Source organism: Saccharospirillum sp. (assembly GCF_040881935.1).
Lineage (GTDB): Bacteria > Pseudomonadota > Gammaproteobacteria > Pseudomonadales > Natronospirillaceae > Saccharospirillum.
Map to the genome: position 1 here is coordinate 56,951 of NZ_JBBECH010000026.1, position 22,339 is coordinate 79,289.

Consider the following 22,339-nt stretch of genomic DNA (forward strand, 5'->3'; position numbering starts at 1 on the left):
CAGTGCCTTATGGCGCAGCATGGCCGATCGGCGAAGTCTATTGCAAGCGGGTTACATCTACATAAAGAGTCAGATGCTGACCTGGCTGCAAATACTCCTGACCTATGGTGTTCCAACTTTGAATGTCGGCAATTCGAACATTAAACCGGTTGGCAATCCGAGACAGGGAATCACCTGACCGGACAACATAGCCGACTTTTCGGACCACTTCACGACCGTTCCTGACTGATGAACTGGCAGAGGCAGTAGCTGACGAGGTGTCGTTGCTGACCCAGACCGCCAATGTCTGCCCGGGGCGAATGACGTCGCGGGGAGCCATGTTGTTCCAGCGGGCCAGGCTCTGCACGGTCACGCCAAACTCCCTTGAAATGTCCCAGAAGCTGTCACCCGACTGAACGATATAGTCGACCCGGTTTGTGTCGGCGCTGCCAGAGGCATTCTGACGACGCGCCAGTCGCTGATCCGCACTCATAGAGTAGGCGTTACTGTTGGCGCTGGCGGTCGGAATCATCAGGGCGTCGCCAGCGCGAATCAGACTGCTGTTGAGGTCGTTGGCGTCCTGGATAATATCGACGGTAACACCGAAATCCCGGGCGATGGTCAGTAGGGAATCCCCGGGCTCGATGGTGTATCGCTGCCAGGCCATTCGCGAGTCCAGGGGCAATTCGTCAAGGCGTGCCCGAAACTGTGTGGCTTTATCAGTGTGGACCAGCAAGCGATGCGGGCCTTCCGGATTGGTTGCCCACTGGTTAAAACCGGGGTTCAACAAATACAGATCGCTTAGATCCATATCGGCCATGGCCGCTGCCTGAGCCAGATCTATCTGACTGCCAACATCGACAATCTCAAAAAAGGGCTCGGTATCGAGCAAGGGCAATTCGATGCCATAGGTTTCCGGCGCGTGAATTAACTTGGCAAGCGCGAACATCTTGGGCACATAGGCTTCGGTTTCCCTTGGCAGGTCCAAATGCCAGAAGTCTGTCGGGTTGCCTTCGGCGCGGTTGCGTCGCATGGCTCGCATAACGGTGCCGGGACCGGAATTATAGGCCGCCAGCGCCAGTAGCCAATCGCCATCGAACATATCGTTAAGTTGGTCGAGGTATTCCATGGCCGCACGCGTCGATTCGACGACATCGCGACGTCCGTCGTACCACCAGTCCTGTTTGAGCCCAAACATGCGTCCGGTCGACGGAATGAATTGCCACATGCCGGCGGCACTGCCGTGAGAGTAGGCGAAAGGATCGAACGCACTTTCAACAATGGGCAGCAGCGCCAGATCGAGCGGCATATCACGGGCCTGCAGCTCCGCGACGATGTGAAACATGTAGCGACCAGCCCGCTCACTGACACGGTTAAAGTAACTCTGATGGCTGGCATACCAGCGCAACTGTGAGGTGATGCGCGGGTCTTCAAGCGTCAGATCGAACTGAAAGCCACGACGTAGCGTCTGGTACAGATCTTCCGGGTACTGGGCGTAGGGGTCGTATACCGCCCGGGTACGCAATGTCTCTGCGGCCAGGTCCGGGTCTGTGTCAAACAGGTATTCAGTTGCGGACAGGTCCGCGAGTAACGGGTCGAAAATCGGCTCTGGTTCGCTTTCTGGAGCTGCACCCAGTTCGCGTTCAACCAGTGCCTGTTCGCTGACGTCAGCGCCCGGTTCCGGAGTCGACTCCGCCGTTGTCTGAGAAAAAGACGAAAGTGCAGGCAAAGTACTGCATCCGCTGGTGACAAAGCCTGCGACGGCCAGCGGTATTAAAAGTCGTTTTAATGCCATGAATTTATCGGTTCTTTTTTTGATGCTGGGTTCGAGTTGAGCGATAATTCTATGTTGCTATGGGGTGCAGGGGCAAGTTAAGGCATAGTACGGAGAGATTTATTGGGCCGTTTTGTGACGTTGAGCATTTATCAGGGGATCCGAAGGCGGCGTTTGATGACATATTCTGACCTGCGCTGTTTTTAATGAGGGCATTTTGGCTAAACGGATAGGTTTTAGATTCAAACAATGGCTTCGAGCGGGGCCTCCGTCCGTTGCAGTTCAGGAATCAGCCTTGCACGACTGGTACAACACGCCCATGGGCGGCCGATTAATTGACGTTGAACGACAACTGGTTGCTCGCGCCTTATCGGGCCGTTTTGGGACTCATCTGGTGCAGTTGGACTCCGGGTTACATGAGCCCTTGTTTGAACCACGCCTCTATGGGTGTGGTTTGTTGATGACACAGCTCGACAACCGGGCACCCTGTCCGAGCGTACGAGGCGATGCAGAAGCCCTGCCGTTTGAGCCGGAGAGCCTGGATGCGTTAATTATGCATCACACGCTGGATCAGTGTGACAATCCCTATCAGGCCGTTCGTGAGGCCGCTCAAACACTGCGCCCCGGTGGCATACTGGTCATTGTCGGTTTTAACCCTTACTCCACCTGGGGGCTTAGAGCCCTGTTCAGTCGTGCGCGGTCGGGGCTCTGGCGCAGTCGATTCATCAGTAGCAGCCGGGTGTCAGACTGGATGCAACTGTTGAATTTTGAACTGGAGCGTTCTGAAAAACACGGCTTTATGTCACCTTTTTCCCGGCCAGCCTGGTTATCGCGTCTGAGATTTTTTGGCGGGCTTCAAAAAGCGGTATTGCCGGTCACCGGGTCGGTGTACTTGCTGGTCGGCTGCAAGCAAGTTCCCGGCAGAATCAATGGCCGTGCCCGTTGGCGTGCAAAACCCATTCTGGAATCCGGATTGGCCGGTCGAACCATCAGGAAACAGCATGAGTAACAGTGAACAAAGCGGTCAGTCCGTTGTGCTTTATACCGACGGTGCCTGTCGGGGCAACCCCGGTCCGGGTGGCTGGGGTGTGCTTATGCAATACGGGTCCAAGCATAAGGAACTGTATGGCGGTGAAGACCAGACCACCAACAACCGTATGGAATTGATGGCCGCTATTGCCGGACTGGAAGCCCTTAAGCGAACCTGTCAGATCGATCTCTACACCGATTCACAGTATGTCCGCAAGGGCATTACCGAGTGGATACATGGCTGGAAAAAGAATGGCTGGAAAACATCGGCCAAAAAAGACGTGAAAAACCGGGATTTATGGCAACGCCTGGACGAGAGCATAGCGCGACACAGCGTTAACTGGCATTGGGTCAAGGGCCATGCCGGACACCCCGGGAACGAGCGGGCCGATGCGCTGGCAAATATGGGTATTGATCATCGCAGCACCCGGGTTTAAACGCGTTCGGCCCTGGCGTATGCAACCTTAATCAGAACATGACTGGATGAGATCTTTAGCAAGATGAGACAAATCGTACTGGATACCGAAACCACGGGTTTAAGCCCCAACAAAGGTGATCGTATTGTGGAAGTCGGGTGCGTGGAGCTGGTGGATCGAAAGCTGACCGGTCGACATTTTCATTACTACATCAATCCTGAGCGCGATATTCCCGAAGAAGTGATAGCGGTACACGGGATTGATAACAACAAGGTAAAAGACGCGCCCAAGTTCCGGGACATTGCCCAGTCTTTCTGGGATTACGTCAGCGGTGCAGAGCTGGTAATACACAATTCCGCCTTTGATATGGGCTTCTTACAGATGGAGTTTAACCGCCTCGCCGATGAGGGCTTTACTCAGTTTGGTCAGCTTAAAGAGGTATGTGGTGTTCTTGATACGCTGAAACTGGCGCGCGAAAAACACCCAGGTGCTAAAGCTTCGCTGGATGCGCTGTGTAAGCGGTATGGCATCGATAATTCACACCGCACCTTGCACGGAGCCTTGCTCGACTCGGAAATTCTGGCTGATGTTTATTTGCTGATGACCGGTGGGCAAACCGCGCTGATACTGGATGATGAAGAAGAGAACAGTACGGAACAAGTGAGTTTTGATGCCAGCGCTGTTATTGCATCAAACCAGTCACTCAAGCGTGTGCAACCGACTGCGGAAGAGCAGGTCGCGCATCGTGAGATGTTGGCTGTTATCGAAAAAGCAGCCGGGAAATCACCCTTGTGGCTCGAACTGGCTGGTAAAAATAGCTGAGAGCCAGCCAGTTCGTTGGGTAGTGTTGTGTGTTGCAGCGCTTGTTTTAGTGCAGCGAACGCCGAATAACGCCCACATACAAGCCTTCGATGGCGAAGTCCTGTTGGGTTAAATCAACTTTGATCGGTTCAAAGTCTTCATTTTCCGGGTAAAGCGTGACAATCTGACCTTCGCGCTCGTAGCGTTTAACGGTAACATCGTCGCCCACCCTGGCTACGACGACATCGCCATTGCGCACCTGGTCGGTTTTATGGACGGCGATGAGGTCGTCTTCCAGAATGCCCATATTTTTCATGCTTAATCCCTGAACCTGCAGTAAAAAGTCGGCTTTGGGGCTGAACAGGGTAGACGGGAGACTCAGGAATTCTTCAATTTGCTCCTGAGCCAGAATGGGCTCGCCAGCTGCGACACGACCCACAACCGGAAGACCGGATTCAGGCTCTTCGGGAAGGCGAATGCCACGCGATGCGCCAGGAATGATTTCGATGGCTCCCTTTCGCGCCAGTGCCTTGAGGTGCTCTTCAGCGGCATTGGGGGAGCGGAAACCCAATTGGCTGGCAATCTCTGCCCGGGTAGGAGGGTAGCCGGTTTCCAGCATGTGGTCTTTTACGAGGTCGAGAACTTGTTGTTGACGAGCCGTCAGTTTAAACATAATGTCGCCCTGTTTTTTTATACAGTAGCTGTGATTATATACAGCCTGTAATCGCTGTAAAGGATTCTCTGGTTTGAAAAGTAGCAGTCAATACTTCCCGGTCGCGTTGTTGAGCGCGGAATACAAAGAGGGCATTTATGAAGATGTTTATTCGCTCAAGCCCAACACCAGCACCGACAATACGGTAGAGATTGCCCTGGTTCGGCTGCATTCCGAGCAAATATCGCGTGGCCATCCGGTCCTGCTGGTGCACGATGCCTTCTCTAATCACTGGCAATGGCTCGATTACGGCGTTGGCGGGGTTGCTGGCGCCCTGGTCCGGGCAGGATACGATGTCTGGCTGATGGACTGGCGCGGTCATGGCTTGTCTTCCCGCAATCAGAGGCCTGCGCTCAATACTCTGGAAGTCATGGCCGAGTATGATTTGCCACCGGCCATTCAGTTCATTGAAGAAAAAACCGCCCAGTTACCAACGCTGATCAGTCAGGGGTTTGGCTGTGAAATGGTGTTACAACATGCGGTCGTGCGCCAATACGCGGCCAATGTTGTGCTTCTGAATGCGGCACCAATCTGTCCTCGCCGGGTGTTCTGGTTGCCCGGTGTTAAAACCTGGCACCGGTTACGTCTTGGTTGGCGACGCTGGTATCGCCAGGAGGGGAGTGAAGAGCGTGAGCCCGTAACCTTGTTTCGGCATTTGTTGCGGCGTCAGGGTTGGTTCGGACGTTGGCGGGCCTACGATCAGGCATTGATAAAACCCAGGCTGAAAGCAGTAGAGGCCCGTCTCTATTGGGTGTCCTCATCACCTCAGGCGGATCCCGCACTTAAACGACTGGGGTTGGATCCTGCGAGGATCATACTCGGGGCCAGCGCCCGGGACTGGCTGACGCTGTTGCCAACCATTAGTCCCACTCGGGCAGTGATGTCACAGGAACGAACCGGGTAGCGGCTCTGTGTTTAGCCGGGTCACGGGTTTGGTGAGACCCGGATCCGGTGAACGGTCCCTCAGGCGCCGGTGCGGCCCGGCAGTACGTCTTTCAGCTTGGCATGCATGGATCTCAACAGGTTCTCGGTGGTTGCCCAACTGATGCAGGCATCGGTTACGGATACACCCGGTTTCAACTGCGACAAGTCGTCCGGAATGCTCTGGTTACCTTCCTCCAGGTTGCTTTCGATCATCAACCCGATGATGGACTGATTGCCCTCCAGAATCTGGTTGGCAACGTTGTCGGCAACCAGAGGTTGCAAGGCGTGATCTTTATTGGAATTGGCGTGCGAACAGTCCACCATGATGTTGGTGGGTACCCCGGCCTTACGCAAAGTGGCTTCGCATTGTGCGACACTGACTGAGTCGTAATTTGGTTTACCATTGCCGCCACGTAACACAACATGGCCGTAGGCATTGCCCTTGGTATGTATGATCGCTACCTGGCCTTCCTGATTGATGCCCAGGAACCGGTGTGGCGAAGAAACTGATTTCAGCGCATTGATGGCAACATCCAGGCTGCCATCGGTGCCATTTTTGAAGCCCACAGCGGAAGACAGGCCGCTGGCCATTTCGCGGTGTGTCTGGCTTTCCGTTGTGCGCGCACCGACGGCTGACCAGCTGATCAGGTCCTGAAGGTATTGCGGTGAGATCGGATCCAGTGCTTCGGTTGCCGTTGGCAGGCCCAGATGAGCAATGTCCATTAACAGTGTGCGGCCAATGTGAAGGCCATCTTCAATTTTAAAGGAATCGTTCAGGTAGGGATCGTTGATCAGGCCTTTCCAGCCAGTTGTCGTGCGGGGTTTTTCAAAATACACGCGCATGACAATCAGCATGGACTCACTGACTTCTTCGCTTAACGATTTAAGGCGTTTGGCGTAGTCAATGGCCATGGCCGGGTCGTGGATGGAGCAGGGGCCGATGACAACGATGATGCGCGGGTCTTTGCGATCGAGAATGTTGCGCACCGCATCGCGGCCTTCGTTAATGACGCGGGCGGCGTCTTCTGTTACCGGAATGTCGGCTTTCAGGGCATCCGGTGTGAGCAGAATTTCCTGGCTTTCTACGTTTAAGTTCGCTAATGCTTGCATGATAACGCTAAGGCTCTCTTTGATGGCTCATTCCAGAATAGGGGTCTTGCCAGGTCACCAGTGAGTGGAAGCTCGGTTGGGGCTGTCCTGACCATTGATGAATAATAAGTAAGTAAAGAATAAAATACAACCCGTAAAGAAAAGAATACAAATTAGTAGTGGTTCGTTTAAAAAGGAAGCAAAAACAACATCTCTGGAATGGTCTCGCGAAACTTGCCAGGGTTTGCCCATGGATGTGCTCCCGGGAGATTTAAAAATAATATGCAAAAAAAGAATAATTGATCATCTTTATATAACCTGATAAAAACTGTGCAGTGCGAGTCGGACAAATTACCGGTGGGCAGGGTGGCCACGGCACCGTTTCGCAGCACAGTTGATAACAAGAAGAGGTCCAGACGCCAGTCGGGGGCCGCTCTGAACGGATTAAAGGGGAGCACTATGAAGTTGCAGCAACTGAGATACATCTGGGAAGTAGCTCATCACGATTTAAACGTATCGGCAACAGCGCAGGTTTTGTATACCTCACAACCTGGCATCAGCAAACAAATCAGGCTCCTCGAAGATGAACTCGGTATTGAGATTTTTGCCCGTTCCGGTAAACATCTGACTCGAATTACACCGGCCGGAGAGGCGGTATTAAAAGTCGCCGGTGAGATATTGCGCAAGGTTGACTCGATCAAGCAGATCGCGCAGGAGCATAGCGATGATCGTCAGGGCAGTCTCAGCCTGGCAACGACCCATACCCAGGCGCGTTACGCCTTACCTCAGGTGATTGACGGCTTTATTCGCGACTTCCCCGATGTGTCGCTGCACATGCATCAGGGTACACCGGTGCAAATTGCAGAGATGGCAGCTGACGGTACCGTCGATCTGGCCATTGCGACCGAAGGGATGGAGCACTTTTCAGACCTGGTGATGATGCCCTGTTACCGCTGGAACCGCTCCATTGTGGTTCCCCGGGAACACCCTCTGGCAAAACGCAACCAGATTACGCTTGAGGATGTAGCCGCTTTTCCGATCGTAACCTACGTCTTTGGGTTCACCGGCCGGTCGAAACTGGATGAAGCCTTTCTGGAACGCGGCCTGACCCCCAAAGTGGTCTTTACCGCAGCCGATGCCGATGTCATCAAAACCTATGTGAGACTGGGGTTGGGGGTTGGTATTCTGGCGCATATGGCCATTGATCCGGAGCAGGACCGGGATCTGGTCAGCCTGGACGCCAGTCACCTGTTTGAAGCCAGCATTACCAAAATTGGGATACGCAAAGGGACCTTTATTCGCGGCTTTATGTACCGGTTTATTGAGCGCTTTGCCCCCCACCTGAGCAAGTCAATCGTCGATGAGGCGATGGCAACTACAAGCCGGCACGAACTGGATGAGTTGTTTCAGCACACCCAGTTGCCGACTTACTGACCCTTCAGAATAAAAACGCTTACAACAGGCGATTAAGGCAAACAGCCTGAGTCGCCTGTCGTATTGCATTAATCGTTAGCCGGTAAAGGGCAGCGAGCCTGGCTTGCCGCCAGCGTGCAAACCGCACTCTTTCTGTGTTGCCTCTTCCCACCACCAGCGGCCTTCGCGTTCATGCTGGCCTGGCAACACCGGGCGCGTGCAGGGTTCGCAGCCGATGCTGATGAATCCGCGTTCGTGCAAGGCGTTGTAGGGTATTTCCATCATTCGAATGTAGTTCCAGACCTCGGCCGAACTCCAGTTGGCCAGCGGATTGTACTTGTACAGATGCTCCCCCCGGCCAGTAAAGCGGTCGTCACGCTGAACACTGGGCACCTCAGAGCGCGTGCTCGGGCTTTGGTCTTTGCGTTGCCCTGTTATCCAGGCATCCAGATCACTGAGTGCACGTTCCAGCGGTTCGATTTTACGGATTCCGCAGCATTCCTGATGACCGTCCTGGTAAAAGCTGAACAGACCCTTTTCCCGAACGAGTTGTTGCAGGGGCTCAGCCTGCGGTGAATACAGCTCAATGGGCAAGTCGTAGTGGTTGCGAACCTGATCAATAAAGCGATAGGTCTCGGGATGCAGGCGGCCGGTATCCAGAGTGAAAACCCGGGGGGACCGGGTCAGTTTGCTCAGCATATGGACCAGAACAACGTCTTCCGCGCCGCTGAACGACAGAGCGATGTGTTCGTGATTGTCGAGCGCTCGTTTGAGAATGTCGCGGGGCGACAGCCCGGAAAGTTCCAAATTCAATTCAGTCAGATTCATGATCAGGTACGGAGGTCACGGTGGAGCGGCGACTCTACCAGCTTGCGCTGGTTTCGTTAAATAACCGCATATCATAAGGTTATGTTGCCTGGCGGATGTCGGGCGTTGGGCCAGGGTGGAAATGAGCCATTCCGTGGAACTGTTCCACGTGGAGCTATGGTTGTGGAACAAAAAATGATCAGTTGGTCTGGTGCCCGATGGACGTATTCGCTGAACCGGCAACACTGCCATCCAGTTAATGCCGTTGTCTTCTTATTGCCAGCCCAGTACCGTTAGCCTCTGTGACGTTGACTTGTATCTAACCACTAGGATGAACGAACTGTGGAACTAGCCTGCCTTGACCTGGAAGGGGTCCTTATCCCCGAAATCTGGATTGCCTTCGCGGAAAAAACCGGCATTGACGCCCTGAAAGCAACGACCCGGGACATACCGGATTACGATGTATTAATGAAGCAACGCCTGCAGATCCTGGATGACCACAATCTGGGCCTGAATGAAATTCAGGCGGTGATCGCCGAGCTTGAGCCGTTGCCTGGCGCCCGGGAATTTGTTGACTGGTTGCGGGAGCGTTTTCAGGTGGTCATCCTGTCAGACACCTTTTACGAATTTGCCGCGCCGCTGATGCGTCAGTTGGGCTATCCAACCCTGTTTTGTCATCGGCTTGAGGTTGATGGCAACGGCAAAGTGCTGGACTACGTGTTGCGACAGCCAGATCCCAAGCGCGCCTCCATCAAGGCGTTTCATGGCCTGAATTTCCGCTGCATAGCCGCCGGTGATTCCTATAACGACACAACAATGCTGAGCGAAGCCGACGCTGGCATTCTGTTTAATGCCCCGGCTAATGTGATTGCGGAATTTCCTCAATTTCCGGCTGTCACCGGTTATGACAACCTGAAAGCCACCTTCCTGCAGGCGAGTAACCGGGCTTTACCGGCCTGAGACACGCCCCAGGGCGTTCAGGATGTGCGCCACCTTAGTGGCGCTTTCATCGTATTCGTCGCTGACAGCGCTGTCGGCGACGATGCCACCGCCACCCGAGCACATCAGCTGGTTCGGGGTTTTCAACAGCGAGCGAATCAAGATGTTGCTGTCGAAGGCGCCGCTGTCGCTCAGCCAGAAAGCGGTGCCGCAGTAGGGGCCGCGGGCGCACATCTCCAACTCATCGATGATCTCCATAGCCCGTCGTTTGGGAGCCCCGGTAATGGAACCGCCGGGAAAAGCATCGCGCAGAACATCCAGTGGTGTTGCATTGGCAGCCAGTTCGGCCGTTATCGTGCTGACCAGGTGATGTACATTGCTGAACGACACTCGCTTGCACAGTTCGGGGACTTTAACACTGCCAACCCGGGCATTGCGCGACAGGTCGTTGCGCAGCAAATCGACAATCATCAGGTTCTCTGCCCGGTCTTTTTCGCTTTCTTCCAGTTCCCACCCCAATTGTTGGTCTGCTTCGGGTGTGACTCCTCTGGGGCGAGTGCCCTTGATCGGTTGTGTCGTGATGTGCCCTTTGTTGATGGTGATGAATCGCTCGGGAGACACACTCATCAGAGTGTGGTCATCAGCGCGGTGATACACGGCATAAGGGGCTTGAATCCTGTCGATAAGGTGGCTGTATAGCGACCAATCGGAGATCTCTGGGGCGATGTCAGCGTACCAGGGGCGCGTCAGGTTAGCCTGATAGATATCCCCGGCCAGTATGTATTCCTTAAGCGTTGCAAACCGCTGCCGATAGGCTTCACGGCTCATTCCTGAACGCCAGTTCAGTGGGGGAATGGCGGGTTCGGGTGGGGTGGTCGGCGGTTGCTCCCGCCATGCCCGATGCCAGGTCAGCAAGCGCTGCTCCAGTGATTCAGAGATGAATTCTGACAGGCAAAGCCAGGCTCGCTGATGCAGGTGGTCAAACACCAGGCTCCAGTCGTACCGGTCGATGCTGGCCAGGCTGGTCGGACTCGGGTGGCGGCCGGTCAGACCGTGCAATGCATACCCGGCTTCGTAATTCAGATGCCCGGCCAGACCCGACGTAAAAGGGAGGTCGGTATCAATGGACGACTCTGGTTGCTGGGTGGCCAGCCAGCCCAGAAAATCCGGGGGGTTGATCAGCTCGGTCTTGCCCTGAGACGACCGCTGAATCTGTTGGCTTGCCGACATCCGGTACCGGGTTTCCGGCCAGGCTGAACACCATTCCCAGCGGTGACCTTCACGGGCTGGATGCCCGGAATGAAACCAGATGGCCCCGGGTTCATTCGCAAGCGTTGCAAAGTAGGGTCGGGCGGTCTCTGTGTAGGGGAGTTCCAGACGTTGCAAGGGGTTCACTTCTTCATTAATGAGCCGGCGGTATTCTAGCGATATTGTGTCGAAAGTCCTGTCCAGAAGGTGGTTTAGTGAAAAATCTTCTGTAATGAATCGATTACCCGGACGAAAGGGGGCAGATTCGACACCCCCTGAACATTGAAAGTTGACCGAATTCACAAAAGGGGAGCACCATCAATGGACGATTAAGGTATTACGCTCGCAATAATAAAAATCCAAATCAGGAGTGAACCATGAACACCGTTCTCGTTATCGATGCAGCCTGTGATTTGCCGCAGGGTTTTATCGATGACCGCAACATCAAATTGTTGCCCATTGCTATTCGAGTCGATGATCAGACTCATACAGATATCAAAGACGCTCAGAAACTGACCGATTTTTACGCCAATAACTTGCTTGGCCGTAATCATGATGCCGAGTCTATTCCCTACAGCACCGAGCAAATCGAACAACTGTTTCTGGATGAGCTGGTCGCCCAGTACGACTTTGCCCTGGTGCAAACGGTCAGTCGCAAGCGCAGCCCGATATACGACAATGCGACCAAGGCGTCCCACGCCATTCTGCGCAGCTACCATGATATACGCGAGGCCGCAGGCCGAGACGGCAACTTTGGCATGAGGATCATGAACTCGGGAACCCTGTTTTGTGGGCAGGGCGTGCTTGCGGCTTTCACCAGTGACATGATTGCGCGGGGCAAGGCCAAAAACGAAATTCTCAAACTCGCTGACGCCATGCGCCAGCGCATATACGCTTACCTGGTGGCCCCGGATGTCTACTACATTCGGGAGCGGGCCCGGAAAAAGGGCGATGACAGTGTCGGAATCCTTACCGCACTAGTGGCCAAGTCGTTGGATATCGTTCCGATATTATCTGCGCGCGGTGACGACACCTTCCCGGTTGCCAAGGGTAGAGGATTTGGTACCAGCGTCGACCGGTTAATGCGTTATACCATTCGCCAGATAGAGCACGGGTTGCTGACCCCCTACGTGGTGGTTTCTATCGCGGGTGATCTGGCTGGTCTTCAAGCCCACGAGGGCTTTAAGGAACTGGAGGTGGCAGCCAGCAAGCAGGGTGTCGCGGTGCTCAGTTGCGTCATGGGATTGACCGGCGGGCTCAACGTTGGCCCGGGCAGCATTTGCGTGGCGTTTGCGGCTGAAGATCATGAGTTCGATGGATAGCCTGGGTTGCCGAATAATTCGACTACCTCCTCCGGGTTCACGTTGACGGAGTAATCGCTATTGCGATGGGTAGGCATGCTGCGCTTCCGTGTGTTTTTTTCAAGTTGATTAAAATCGGGAAGACAAGGAGGCGCGTGTCACCTATTCTGAATAGGTACCAGCTGCAGGGAGAACCTACTTAGCCAATCCCGTTCAGGGCCTCCAGCCAGGCTTATTTGGCCGCATCCTGGCCCTCCGGGAAGTCATAAGTTCAGTCAGATACCGTCTGGGCAGCCAGTTCACCAGAATGGCTGTCGCGCAGGAGCAACCCCAATCGCTCCACTGTCCCGACCAGGAGAGGTTATGCACGCATCAGCTCGCGAAGGGTCCAACCCGAAAATCTACGCTCTTGATACCAATGTCCTGATTCACGATCCCAACGCTGTTTTTAACTTTGAAGAACACCAGGTTCTGGTACCAATGGTGGTGCTGGAAGAACTCGACAAACTCAAGGTCGGCAGTACCGCACTGGCCGCCGATGCTCGCCAGTCAGTGCGCACCATCGATGGCATTCTGGGAGGGGCCACGCCGCAACAAATCATGGAAGGCGTCGGCATCGACCGACCGCACACCCAGCAAAGCATGGGCAAGCTGAGCATCATGATGCCGAAGGATCCGTCGGTGTCCATCCTTCCTGCACACAGCAACGATAACCGCATCATCAACGATCTGCTGGCCTTGCAGACCCAGCATCAGGATGCGGAGGTAGTGCTGGTCACCAAAGACATCAACATGCGCCTTAAGGCCCGGGGCAGCGGTCTGCAGGCGGAGGATTATCACAACGATCAGCTGATCTCCGATATAGACAGCCTAACCACCGGGTATCACGCCCTGGAAGGCAGTTTCTGGGAACAGGTTGAAGTCGTTGCGCCACAAAATATTCGTGGTGAGCGCTATCACGTAATTGAAAAATCGGTGCTGGAAGAAGTGCTGGGCGAACCGTTTTACGCCAATCAGTTCTTTTATGACCAGAAAGAGTTTGTTGGGCGCATTCACCGCGTCGAGGATGCTCATGTGTCCATCGAAATGCTCAATACCGGCGTATTAATGCGCCAGAAGGCCTGGGGCATGGTGCCACGCGACCTGTTTCAGGCCATGGCGATGTATCTGCTGTTTGACCCGGAGATTGATCTGGTTGCGCTCAATGGTGCTGCTGGCAGCGGCAAAACCATGTTGGCCCTGGCCTGTGCGCTGGAGCAGACCATGGAAACCAAGCAATACAAGCGAATCATCGCCACGCGCAGCACACGCGGATTGGATGAAGACATTGGGTTCCTGCCGGGAACCGAAACCGAGAAAATGCAGCCCTGGCTCGGTGCCTTTACCGACAACCTCGAGGCTCTCCACGCTGAGGATTTTGACCCGGGCAGCAGCCAGGACTTCGTGGGCGCCAAGGTTCCCATTCAGTTTAAAAGCTTGAATTTCGTGCGTGGTCGAAGCTTTCAACAGAGCTTTATGATTGTTGATGAAGCGCAGAACCTTACGCCGCACCAGATCAAGACCATCATTACCCGGGCCGGGCAGGGCACCAAGGTGGTGTGTCTGGGCAACCTGGCGCAGATCGATACGCCGTACCTCGGCCCCACCAGTTCGGGGCTGACGTATATGAGCGAGCGATTCAAGGGGTTCGAGCACGGTGGCTCGATTACGCTGGAAGGCGTAGCGCGTAGTCGACTCGCGGCTTATGCGGAATCGCATCTGTAATGGTGTTAACCGGCAAATCCGGGCGTTTGCCCGGTATGCTGACAAAAAAGTGACATTGTGCTTTTCTCTGATGGGGTTGATCCGTATTATGGGTCATGGTGGTGTATTGGTATTCCAGTGGTCCGGCCCTTACGGATCCGCCACTTAATGCCGCAGTTCCTCTGCCGTTACTGGATGTCGGGTCCAGGCCGACGGCACTCTATTCCAGGATGGACAAAACTTCAGGATGAGCCTTGCAGTTAACGATCGAGGTGGGTGCGTGATCCAGGTAATCGTGGTTGACGATCATGATCTAGTGCGGATGGGACTGGTCCGGTTGCTGGATGACGCCGATGGCATTGAAGTCATCAAAGAAGGCGCCAGCGGTGAAGATGCCATTCGTCTTGCCAAAGAGCATGAGCCCGATGTTATCATGATGGACGTACGTATGCCCGGTATTGGTGGCATAGAAGCCACTCGCAAGATCCACCGCCAGTTTCCCGATATCAAAATCATTGCCGTCACCGCCTGTGGCGATGATCCGTTCCCCGCACGTCTGTTGCAAGCCGGTGCAGCCGGCTACCTAACTAAAGGCGCATCTTCCGAAGAGATGGTGCTGGCGGTGCGTACCGTGGTTGCCGGTCAGAAGTATCTGGCGCCTAATGTGGCCCAAAAACTGGCGTTACAAAACGTTGGCGCGGGCGGGTCGCCGTTTTCGGAGCTTTCAGATCGGGAAATGCAGATCGCCACGATGATCTGTTCCTGCAAGAAAGTTCAGGCGATTTCCGACAAGCTGTGTCTGAGCCCGAAAACAGTCAATACCTACCGTTACCGGATTTTTGACAAGCTCAGCATTTCCAGTGACGTTGAGCTGACGCATTTGGCCATTCGTCATGGCATCCTGGAACCGAACGAGATGGTATAATCCTGGCTATGCCAGAGACGACGCAACCCTTCGACCATAAAGCCTACCTAAAACACCTGACGGCCCGCCCTGGCGTCTATCGTATGTACGATGCCGAGGGCCAATTGCTGTATGTGGGCAAAGCCAAGAACCTGAAGAATCGGGTATCGAGCTATTTCCGCAGCCGGGGGTTAACCAACAAGACCCTGGCGCTGGTGGCGCGTATACAGCGCATTGATACTACGGTCACTCACAGTGAAACCGAAGCGTTGCTGCTCGAACAGACCCTGATCAAGCAGCACAAACCGCCCTACAATATTCTGTTAATCGACGACAAATCCTATCCCTATATTCGGCTAACCACTGAACACGGGTCGCCCGGGCTTTATGTTCACCGCGGGGCTCGCCGGGGTAAGTCGGAGTATTTTGGACCCTTTCCCAATGCCAGTGCGGTGCGTGAATCGCTGGCGATTCTGCAAAAAGCCTTCAAAGTGCGCCAGTGCAAAGACAGCGTATTCATGAACCGCCAGCGCCCCTGTTTGCAATACCAGATCAAGCGCTGCAAGGCGCCGTGTGTGGGTTTTGTCAGTGAGCAGGAATATCAGGCAGATCTGGATAAAACCCGCGCCTTTCTGCAAGGTAAAAACCAGACGCTGATACAGACGCTGGAGCTGGAAATGGATTCCTCGGCAGCCAGTCTCGACTTTGAAACCGCCGCTGAAGTGCGAGATCAGTTGCTGGTCTTGCGCAAGGTACAGGAGCAGCAGTACGTCTCAAGCGACCGCGGTGACGTGGATGTGTTCGCACTGGAATCCACGGAACTTGGGCTCTGTGTGCATTACCTGATGATTCGTCAGGGACGTTTGCTTGGCAGTCAGAGTTACTTTCCAAAGCCGGGGATTGAAGAAGAGCCGGCGACCATCATGCTCAGCTTCCTGGGGCAGTACTATTTCGGGCGCACCCACGACGATTGTCCACAAAGCGTGGTGCTGAATGTCCCGGTAACCGACAAAGGCTGGCTCGAAGCCGCACTCAGTGAGCATTTTGGCCGAAAAATCACGCTGAGCAGTTCGGTGCGCGGGCGCAATGCGCGTTGGCTGGAGCTGGCCCAAACCAACGCCCGGGAGCAGCTGCAACAGCGCATCAGCCATCGTCAGCAAGTGGTCCAGCGCTTCGAGGCACTGCAGCAGACGCTGGAGCTGGAGGAAATGCCAGAGCGCATTGAGTGTTTTGATATTTCGCACAGCTCCGGCGAGGCAACGACGGCTTCCTGTGTGGTATTCGATCAGAACGGCCCCAACAAGAGCCTGTACCGCAAGTTCAACATCGAAGGCGTTACCGCCGGGGATGATTACGCCGCCATGTCTCAGGCAATTGAACGGCGTTACAGCCGATTGCAAAAAGAAGAGGCCAAATTACCGGATCTGCTTATCGTTGATGGTGGCAAGGGCCAGATGAAAATGGCACGTGAGGTCATGGACGAACTGGGGGTTGCCATCCCCTTGCTGGGTGTCGCCAAGGGGGAAACCCGCAAGCCGGGGTTGGAAACCTTATTTTTTGAGACTCCGGATCAGGTCATTCAGTTGCCAAACCATGCGCCGGCCTTACATTTGATTCAGCACATCAGGGATGAGGCGCACCGTTTTGCCATTACCAGTCACCGTGCCCGGCGTGGTAAGGCCAGGGTCGGCTCGCTGTTGGATGAGATTCCAAACGTTGGCCCCGGCCGCCGCAAAGCCCTGATCCGCCATTTTGGCAGCGCCCAGGGAGTAAAGGCCGCCAGTCAGGAAGAGATAGCCCGGGTAAAAGGGGTATCCCGGACGTTGGCTGAATCGATCTACGAGTTTTTGCACAGCCGCTGAACCAGGGTAGGAGCCTGTCGGACTCAGGATGAATCGGCTGCGGAAGCGGGACGACGGCCCAAATATCCGCAAATTGCGAGCACATAGGCTCACTATGCACGCGAAATTTGCGAAAATTTGGACTCGCCGTCCCACTCCCTCGCTTTGATTCCCCTGAGTCCGACAGGCTCCTGGTATGAAACAAAAGTGAAAAAAGTACCTGACAGCGTCCGGCAATGGTTTACAGTGTGGAGCAAAGCTGGAATCCTTCCGTCCGTTGGACGTTGAGCGGACACTGTTAGTCCGTACCATTGAAGGAAGGCTATGAACATACCGAATATGTTAACGCTGTTCAGGATTCTGATGATTCCTGTCGTCGTTGTTGTTTACTACATGCCGCAAAGCTGGTCGTTCCTGCTGGCCGCTATTATTTTCACCGCTGCGGCGGTGACAGACTGGGTTGATGGTTACCTGGCCCGGAAGTTGGGCCAGATGACACCTTTTGGCGCCTTCCTGGACCCGGTTGCCGACAAACTCATCGTCGCCGCAGCCTTGGTCGTGTTGGTCGAAAGCCACAGCAGTATCTGGATGACAGTACCTGCCGTTGTCATCATTGGACGTGAAATCGTTATTTCCGCACTGCGTGAATGGATGGCCGAACTGGGCAAACGCGCCAGTGTGGCGGTCAACATGTTGGGTAAAATCAAAACGACCCTGCAAATGGTCGCCATTGTGATTCTACTGACTCAGGATCCAGCCATGCGTACGGCACTCTCTGCCGAATGGCTGGCCAACCTCGGCTTGCTGGCTTTACAGGTCTCAGCCGTACTGACGCTGTGGTCAATGATTGTATACCTACGCGCGGCATGGCCCGAATTGCGACCCAAGGTATGATTGAACGGGCACTTGAGCCGATGCTATACATCACCTAAAGTCTGCTAAGTGCCTAAATTGTAAAGAAAAATAATTGACGCCCCAGAAACGAATGCTTAGAATGCGCGCTCGTTGATTGGGGTTGGGGCAGTGTTTCCAGCCTTGAATAGGCGAAAGCAAAGGCTCAGAAGTACGGCCTTTAGTGTTTGTATGATAAGAAGTGCGGGAATAGCTCAGTGGTAGAGCACAACCTTGCCAAGGTTGGGGTCGCGAGTTCGAATCTCGTTTCCCGCTCCAAGTAAAAAGCCTTTTAAAGGGCAAGCCTGTAAAGGCTGGATGGCAGAGTGGTCATGCAGCGGACTGCAACTCCGTGTACGCCGGTTCGATTCCGACTCCAGCCTCCACTTCCTCACTCAGAAGTGGTTATACAAACCCACACCAGGGTTCTGCAATATCCGCGGCCATCGTGACCGCAATGACACAGTCCTCGATTCGCCCGGATGGTGAAATTGGTAGACACAAGGGACTTAAAATCCCTCGGCCATTGCGGCCGTGCCGGTTCAATTCCGGCTCCGGGCACCACTTCAGCGATAGTACCCACTAACTAAAATCAAATATGTAGCAGATATGTAGCGCATTAAGTCGGTTTTGGTAGCTCACTTTTTTTTCAGTATTGCCACCAGCCATCAAAACCAAGCCAATGCCTTTCAGTGGTGGGGGTGCAGTTGCGGTGGTTGACCGTCCAAAGCCACCGGCTTAGCTCGATGGGTTGCTGCCATCACAAGGCGGTCATGCAATCGCAGTGCACAAGCCATTAAAATCGGAGTTACGGTCGGTCTGGTGGAATCAGCCAGAAACATCACGCTGGCAGTGCTTGCACACCTTAGCCTCTTTCTTAATCAGCTCAGCACAGCTCGGGCATTTTTTCATTTTGCTGCTAATTACCGCGCTATCCCAAACACCGCCAAGTAGTCCACCTGTCTTTGCTTTACCATCCGCTCTTTTTCCTGGTGGTGCGCTAACAATAGCAATTAAGGCTGTGATCAGTGCTGCTCCCCACAATAACGGGATGACAAACCCCGCTATGGCTAATAATAGTGTCAATACCCAGAATGTGGTTTTCACGTTGCATCCTCATTATTTTTTACAGTGAACAGCTATTGTTTAGATCGACAGTTCAAAAAGCATCCGAACAATATAGCGCCTTGCTGAAGGGTACCTTTTTTGTAGGTATAAAAAACCCCAGCGAGTCGCCCCGCCAGGGTTAGTACAGCGATTCAGCCCAACGACGCTGCGGCGTTGCGAGTGATTCAAGGAGTTAATGTCACAAAACGCCCCGAACCCGGCCTTTCTTTACGCTGGTGCCAATACCAGCTTTGAGGTGGCGGGCTGCTCAACCGGCAGAATCGCGCCATTACCCTGAAGGGCAATCACACCATCCACAACCGCGTCGGCACCGTCGCGCTCGATCACCGCACGCAAATAACGCTTGATCGGCTGCGAGACCTCCACCATCAGGACACCATCGCTGTCGGTGTCTGCGTATGTCACGCTCGCTCCAGACAGGTCAGTAAACCCGCTGGCGGATTCGTCGGAGCCCTGAACCTTCAGGGTGCCGCTGCCACCAGCCGTGATTGCCCCCAGCAGGGCCACGAACTCAACGGTTTCAAAATCGCGGCTATCCACGGCATCGGACGTTACATCCGTTTGGCCAGCGGCCACAGCATCAGAGACTCGGGCGGTTTTAACATCTTGAGATAAAAGCATTGTTCATCCTCCAGGATTAAGCGGTAACGCCGCGCAACACGGTCAGCCAGTCGGGGCGCATCATGACCGCATCAAAGCGGACACGGGCACGCAGGAACCGGACGAATTGGCTTGCAGCGTTGATGGTATTTTCGCCATCGCTGATACTGCCGGAATCGACCACATCGAATACCACGCCGCCTGTACGCATGCCCACCAGCACTTGGCTGAAGTCGCCGATTATCATGTTCGTCTCGCCGCCAACCGGTTCGAGGCTGGTAGTCGGCAGCCGATTCAGCGCACCAGCCCAAGGAGACGGGCGCAACGGTTGATTATCGCCAGCCACAAGCCGGTCATAGGTTCCGCCATCACGCGGGTTCATGATCCAGGAAAGGCCTTCAGGGTCGTTAGTATAGTTCGCACCCATGATGGAGCCCACGGCTTGCGATACGTCGCCCCAGCCGATCGGAGTACCCACGCCAGTCTGCTCGTTGGTGCCTTCGGCGTTGGTGATGCCCAAGACCTCAGCACCGCCAGCACCAGCCAGAATTGCCTGGTCAAGTGCCAGCCCCAGCGCGGAGCGCATAACCGATTCAATGATGCTTGGCGCGTTGGCTGCGTCCTCCAGTTGCTCGATGGTTATAGGCACGATGGCGCTGTACATCTTTGATTGCAGAGTGAACTGGCCGAAAGTCGGCTTCGAGGCATTCACGGCTTGAAGCTCACGCCGGGCGGTTACGGTCGGATCGCTCAGGACACGGAGCAAGGTCATCTCGCTGGTGTTCATCGGCACCGTCTGCGCTCCGGCTCGCATTGCCACTGACGCAGAGCGGGCCAGGTCAATTACGCGACCAGACTGCTCGGGGGCCAGCATGTAGGCACCACCACCATCGCCGCTACCACTGACAGCAGCCCGAAGGCTCGGGGACATTCCGTTGAAATCGCCACGAGCGATAGCGCAACCAATCTGGCCAATCGTGAATTCACCACCATCATCGGCGGCCATTGGCTCACCATGCCCATAGACTGGGAGTGCTTTGCCGGACTCGGGGCTGATCAGTTGCATGTTGGACTTGCGGCTGGGTTGGCTTGCGAAGTCCCGGACGCCAGCGGCGCTGTTCGTGTATTCGCGGCCGTGGAGGGCCGGATTACGGGGACCTTTGTCGCCTGCCTCCACCCGCTTGTCCATTTCGCGGTTCAGGTTATGGGCCAGTCCGCTGAAATACTCGAAAGCCGTAGCTTCGTTTTCATTCAAGTCGCGGCTTTCAGCGTCAGCGGCATCTAGAATGGCCGTTGCATTGTGATGACAGGTCTTCTTTTGGGCGTGCAGTTCGCTCCACTCTTCGCGGGTGGGTACGCCTTGCGCTGACACAAATTCCAGGCTATTAGCCTCGCAATACCGACGCGCGGCAATGCTTTGCTCTGGGGTAAGTTCTTTCATTTTGCTCATGTTTCGATCCTCTGGAGCGGCCCCTGGACACAAAAAAAGCGCGTCCGTACGGGTCACCGCTCCCTAAATTAATGGGTTCGGTTCATTCGTACGATTCGCGCTTTGCCCTCGGCTTGCCGGATCGCTCGACAGCTTCCCCTCGGGTTGCTGCCTGATATAACCCAATGATATATAAAGCATCATGTCTATGTCAATCACCTCAGTGTCGCCGCTTGGCTGGTGTAGCTATCAGGTCGTCATCCTTCATGGATTCGGCGGTGTCGCTGGTCTGGCGTTGCGCCTGGTTGCGTCCAGCCTGGTCTGCGCTGCGGCCCTGGGTGGCAAGTGGATGGATTTGCAACAAACGGGTGAGCGTGATTGATCGCTTTACAGCCGCGTCTAAAATCTTGTGCCGAGGGTTCACCACGGTATTACCCGTGCCGGGCTGGACGATGGTGTCACCCTCTATGTCAATCTCTGATCGCAAGCGAGGAATGTCAGCCATGGTGCGGGCCAACTGGGCTGCAATCTCGAGGTCGGCGGTAGTCCAGGCGTCCCGCGCCTTGGCGGTTGTGACAGATTCCCAATGCGGCCAATCTTGCGAGCGTAGATTGACGTGCGGGGGTGGCTGAATCAGCCCCTCTGCCGTATCCTGAAACGCCTTGGCGGTTTCTGTGGTGCTGTTATGTGGGTTTTTCCGTTTCATGTTGCTGTCTCTTTTCAATGAATTTTTGCGAATGGCGATGAAGGGTGACTTCCGCAACGGCCCTAGGGATTTAGGCCGTGTACTTTTTGGCGTCCTCAACGTATCTGACAGCTCGATAGCCTGCCGTATCAGTCAGCCAGGTAGACCACCAGCGGGTTGCCGTATCCAGCCCGAGAGCATCCACCAGCAGGGCGTCTGCCTCGTCCGCTAACATTCGAACCAAGTCATCAACGGTCATGCTTTTGGCTGCCTTGCTTATCTCTCGCTGCAAACCAGCAGCGACTGGGGTAGGAGTGGTCAATGGCATTGCTTGTCCTCCTTTGCCGCCTGTTCCAGGTTGTTGGCAACGGCTCTCAGGTAGTCCGCCACCTCGGGTGCTGTCATATAGCAGCGGGCTAAGGCCAGGGTGCCCATTAACAGTGCCTCGACTGTCTGCGCTACATCACGCTGTTCCGCTATCTGGGCCAATCCGGTGTCTCTGATTCTTGCTGCCAAGTGTGTGTTCAGTGCCATGTTCAGTTCTCCAGTGTGTGATTTCTTCATATCGTTAACCTTGTCTGCCTGTGATCCTGTTATGGGGTTTTTGGGGTTGGATTCCGTATGTATAAATTTATAAAAAAAGACTTAAAGAGAGAGAGTTAATAAAAAAATGCCTTTAAGGTTTT

General features: G+C 54.6%; 22 protein-coding genes and 3 tRNA genes. 14 read left to right on the forward strand and 11 right to left on the reverse strand.

Annotated elements, in window-relative coordinates; genetic code table 11:
* Positions 1-37 precede the first annotated feature (37 nt).
* A complete protein-coding gene (locus WEB54_RS03825) occupies positions 38-1,774 on the reverse strand; it encodes a LysM peptidoglycan-binding domain-containing protein (RefSeq protein WP_368053407.1) in 1,737 nt (578 codons plus the stop codon).
* 274 nt (positions 1,775-2,048) lie between these two features.
* Between WEB54_RS03825 and WEB54_RS03830 the strand changes: the two genes are divergently transcribed.
* From WEB54_RS03830 to dnaQ, 3 genes are all read left to right on the forward strand, one after another.
* Complete coding sequence (locus tag WEB54_RS03830; protein WP_368053409.1) at positions 2,049-2,762, forward strand: class I SAM-dependent methyltransferase; 714 nt, start codon at positions 2,049-2,051, stop codon at positions 2,760-2,762.
* On the forward strand, positions 2,755-3,219 hold the full coding sequence (gene rnhA, locus WEB54_RS03835) for a ribonuclease HI (RefSeq protein ID WP_368053411.1): 465 nt from the start codon (positions 2,755-2,757) through the stop codon (positions 3,217-3,219). The genes WEB54_RS03830 and rnhA overlap by 8 nt, the downstream gene beginning before the upstream one ends.
* Before the next feature lie 63 nt (positions 3,220-3,282).
* Complete coding sequence (dnaQ, locus tag WEB54_RS03840; RefSeq protein ID WP_368053413.1) at positions 3,283-4,020, forward strand: DNA polymerase III subunit epsilon; 738 nt, start codon at positions 3,283-3,285, stop codon at positions 4,018-4,020.
* A 46-nt stretch (positions 4,021-4,066) separates the two neighbouring features.
* On the opposite strand, the gene lexA is transcribed toward dnaQ, so the two are convergent.
* Positions 4,067-4,672, reverse strand: coding sequence for a transcriptional repressor LexA (gene lexA, locus WEB54_RS03845; RefSeq protein ID WP_368053415.1), 606 nt, complete (start codon positions 4,670-4,672; stop codon positions 4,067-4,069).
* Between the two features lie 73 nt (positions 4,673-4,745).
* Between lexA and WEB54_RS03850 the strand changes: the two genes are divergently transcribed.
* Positions 4,746-5,615, forward strand: a complete 870-nt coding sequence (locus WEB54_RS03850) for an alpha/beta hydrolase (RefSeq protein WP_368053417.1) — start codon at positions 4,746-4,748, stop codon at positions 5,613-5,615.
* Positions 5,616-5,674: 59 nt separating this feature from the next.
* On the opposite strand, the gene WEB54_RS03855 is transcribed toward WEB54_RS03850, so the two are convergent.
* Positions 5,675-6,745 (reverse strand): 3-deoxy-7-phosphoheptulonate synthase, encoded by a 1,071-nt coding sequence (locus WEB54_RS03855; protein WP_368053419.1) that lies wholly within the window; start codon positions 6,743-6,745, stop codon positions 5,675-5,677.
* Between the two features lie 438 nt (positions 6,746-7,183).
* On the opposite strand from WEB54_RS03855, the gene cysB reads away from it, so the two are divergent.
* Positions 7,184-8,158, forward strand: coding sequence for an HTH-type transcriptional regulator CysB (gene cysB / locus WEB54_RS03860; protein WP_368053421.1), 975 nt, complete (start codon positions 7,184-7,186; stop codon positions 8,156-8,158).
* A 75-nt stretch (positions 8,159-8,233) separates the two neighbouring features.
* On the opposite strand, the gene WEB54_RS03865 is transcribed toward cysB, so the two are convergent.
* Positions 8,234-8,965 (reverse strand): phosphoadenylyl-sulfate reductase, encoded by a 732-nt coding sequence (locus WEB54_RS03865; protein WP_368053423.1) that lies wholly within the window; start codon positions 8,963-8,965, stop codon positions 8,234-8,236.
* Positions 8,966-9,286: 321 nt separating this feature from the next.
* Between WEB54_RS03865 and thrH the strand changes: the two genes are divergently transcribed.
* Positions 9,287-9,904 carry a bifunctional phosphoserine phosphatase/homoserine phosphotransferase ThrH gene (gene thrH, locus WEB54_RS03870; protein WP_368053425.1) on the forward strand — a complete coding sequence of 206 codons (618 nt, stop codon included), beginning with the start codon at positions 9,287-9,289 and terminating at the stop codon, positions 9,902-9,904.
* On the opposite strand, the gene pabB is transcribed toward thrH, so the two are convergent.
* The gene (gene pabB, locus WEB54_RS03875; protein WP_368053427.1) at positions 9,893-11,269 is read right to left on the reverse strand and encodes an aminodeoxychorismate synthase component I; all 1,377 of its coding nucleotides are present in this window, start codon (positions 11,267-11,269) and stop codon (positions 9,893-9,895) included. The genes thrH and pabB overlap by 12 nt on opposite strands.
* Positions 11,270-11,508: 239 nt before the next feature.
* On the opposite strand from pabB, the gene WEB54_RS03880 reads away from it, so the two are divergent.
* The 8 genes from WEB54_RS03880 (at position 11,509) to WEB54_RS03915 (ending at position 18,375) form a co-directional block, all read left to right on the forward strand.
* Positions 11,509-12,453 (forward strand): DegV family protein, encoded by a 945-nt coding sequence (locus tag WEB54_RS03880; RefSeq protein WP_368053429.1) that lies wholly within the window; start codon positions 11,509-11,511, stop codon positions 12,451-12,453.
* Between the two features lie 342 nt (positions 12,454-12,795).
* Positions 12,796-14,196, forward strand: coding sequence for a PhoH family protein (locus WEB54_RS03885; RefSeq protein WP_368053431.1), 1,401 nt, complete (start codon positions 12,796-12,798; stop codon positions 14,194-14,196).
* Positions 14,197-14,455: 259 nt separating this feature from the next.
* Positions 14,456-15,100 (forward strand): UvrY/SirA/GacA family response regulator transcription factor, encoded by a 645-nt coding sequence (uvrY, locus tag WEB54_RS03890; RefSeq protein ID WP_368053433.1) that lies wholly within the window; start codon positions 14,456-14,458, stop codon positions 15,098-15,100.
* An 8-nt stretch (positions 15,101-15,108) separates the two neighbouring features.
* Complete coding sequence (gene uvrC / locus WEB54_RS03895) at positions 15,109-16,941, forward strand: excinuclease ABC subunit UvrC (protein WP_368053435.1); 1,833 nt, start codon at positions 15,109-15,111, stop codon at positions 16,939-16,941.
* A 303-nt stretch (positions 16,942-17,244) separates the two neighbouring features.
* Entirely contained in the window at positions 17,245-17,814 is a 570-nt protein-coding gene (pgsA, locus tag WEB54_RS03900; protein WP_368053437.1) for a CDP-diacylglycerol--glycerol-3-phosphate 3-phosphatidyltransferase, read from the forward strand.
* A 201-nt stretch (positions 17,815-18,015) separates the two neighbouring features.
* Positions 18,016-18,090: transfer RNA gene (locus tag WEB54_RS03905), tRNA-Gly, on the forward strand.
* A gap of 33 nt (positions 18,091-18,123) precedes the next feature.
* Positions 18,124-18,197, forward strand: a tRNA-Cys gene (locus WEB54_RS03910).
* Positions 18,198-18,287: 90 nt separating this feature from the next.
* Positions 18,288-18,375 (forward strand) — tRNA-Leu (locus tag WEB54_RS03915).
* A 264-nt stretch (positions 18,376-18,639) separates the two neighbouring features.
* Here the strand turns inward: WEB54_RS03915 and WEB54_RS03920 are convergent.
* The 6 genes from WEB54_RS03920 to WEB54_RS03945 form a co-directional block, all read right to left on the reverse strand.
* Entirely contained in the window at positions 18,640-18,918 is a 279-nt protein-coding gene (locus tag WEB54_RS03920) for a zinc ribbon domain-containing protein (RefSeq protein WP_368053439.1), read from the reverse strand.
* 228 nt (positions 18,919-19,146) lie between these two features.
* Positions 19,147-19,560, reverse strand: coding sequence for a hypothetical protein (locus tag WEB54_RS03925; protein WP_368053441.1), 414 nt, complete (start codon positions 19,558-19,560; stop codon positions 19,147-19,149).
* Between the two features lie 16 nt (positions 19,561-19,576).
* The gene (locus WEB54_RS03930; RefSeq protein ID WP_368053443.1) at positions 19,577-20,989 is read right to left on the reverse strand and encodes a phage major capsid protein; all 1,413 of its coding nucleotides are present in this window, start codon (positions 20,987-20,989) and stop codon (positions 19,577-19,579) included.
* Positions 20,990-21,188: 199 nt separating this feature from the next.
* Positions 21,189-21,674, reverse strand: coding sequence for a hypothetical protein (locus tag WEB54_RS03935; protein ID WP_368053445.1), 486 nt, complete (start codon positions 21,672-21,674; stop codon positions 21,189-21,191).
* 70 nt (positions 21,675-21,744) lie between these two features.
* On the reverse strand, positions 21,745-21,981 hold the full coding sequence (locus WEB54_RS03940; protein WP_368053447.1) for a hypothetical protein: 237 nt from the start codon (positions 21,979-21,981) through the stop codon (positions 21,745-21,747).
* Entirely contained in the window at positions 21,972-22,217 is a 246-nt protein-coding gene (locus WEB54_RS03945; RefSeq protein ID WP_368053449.1) for a hypothetical protein, read from the reverse strand. Before WEB54_RS03945 ends, WEB54_RS03940 begins: the two co-directional genes overlap by 10 nt.
* Positions 22,218-22,339 lie beyond the last annotated feature (122 nt).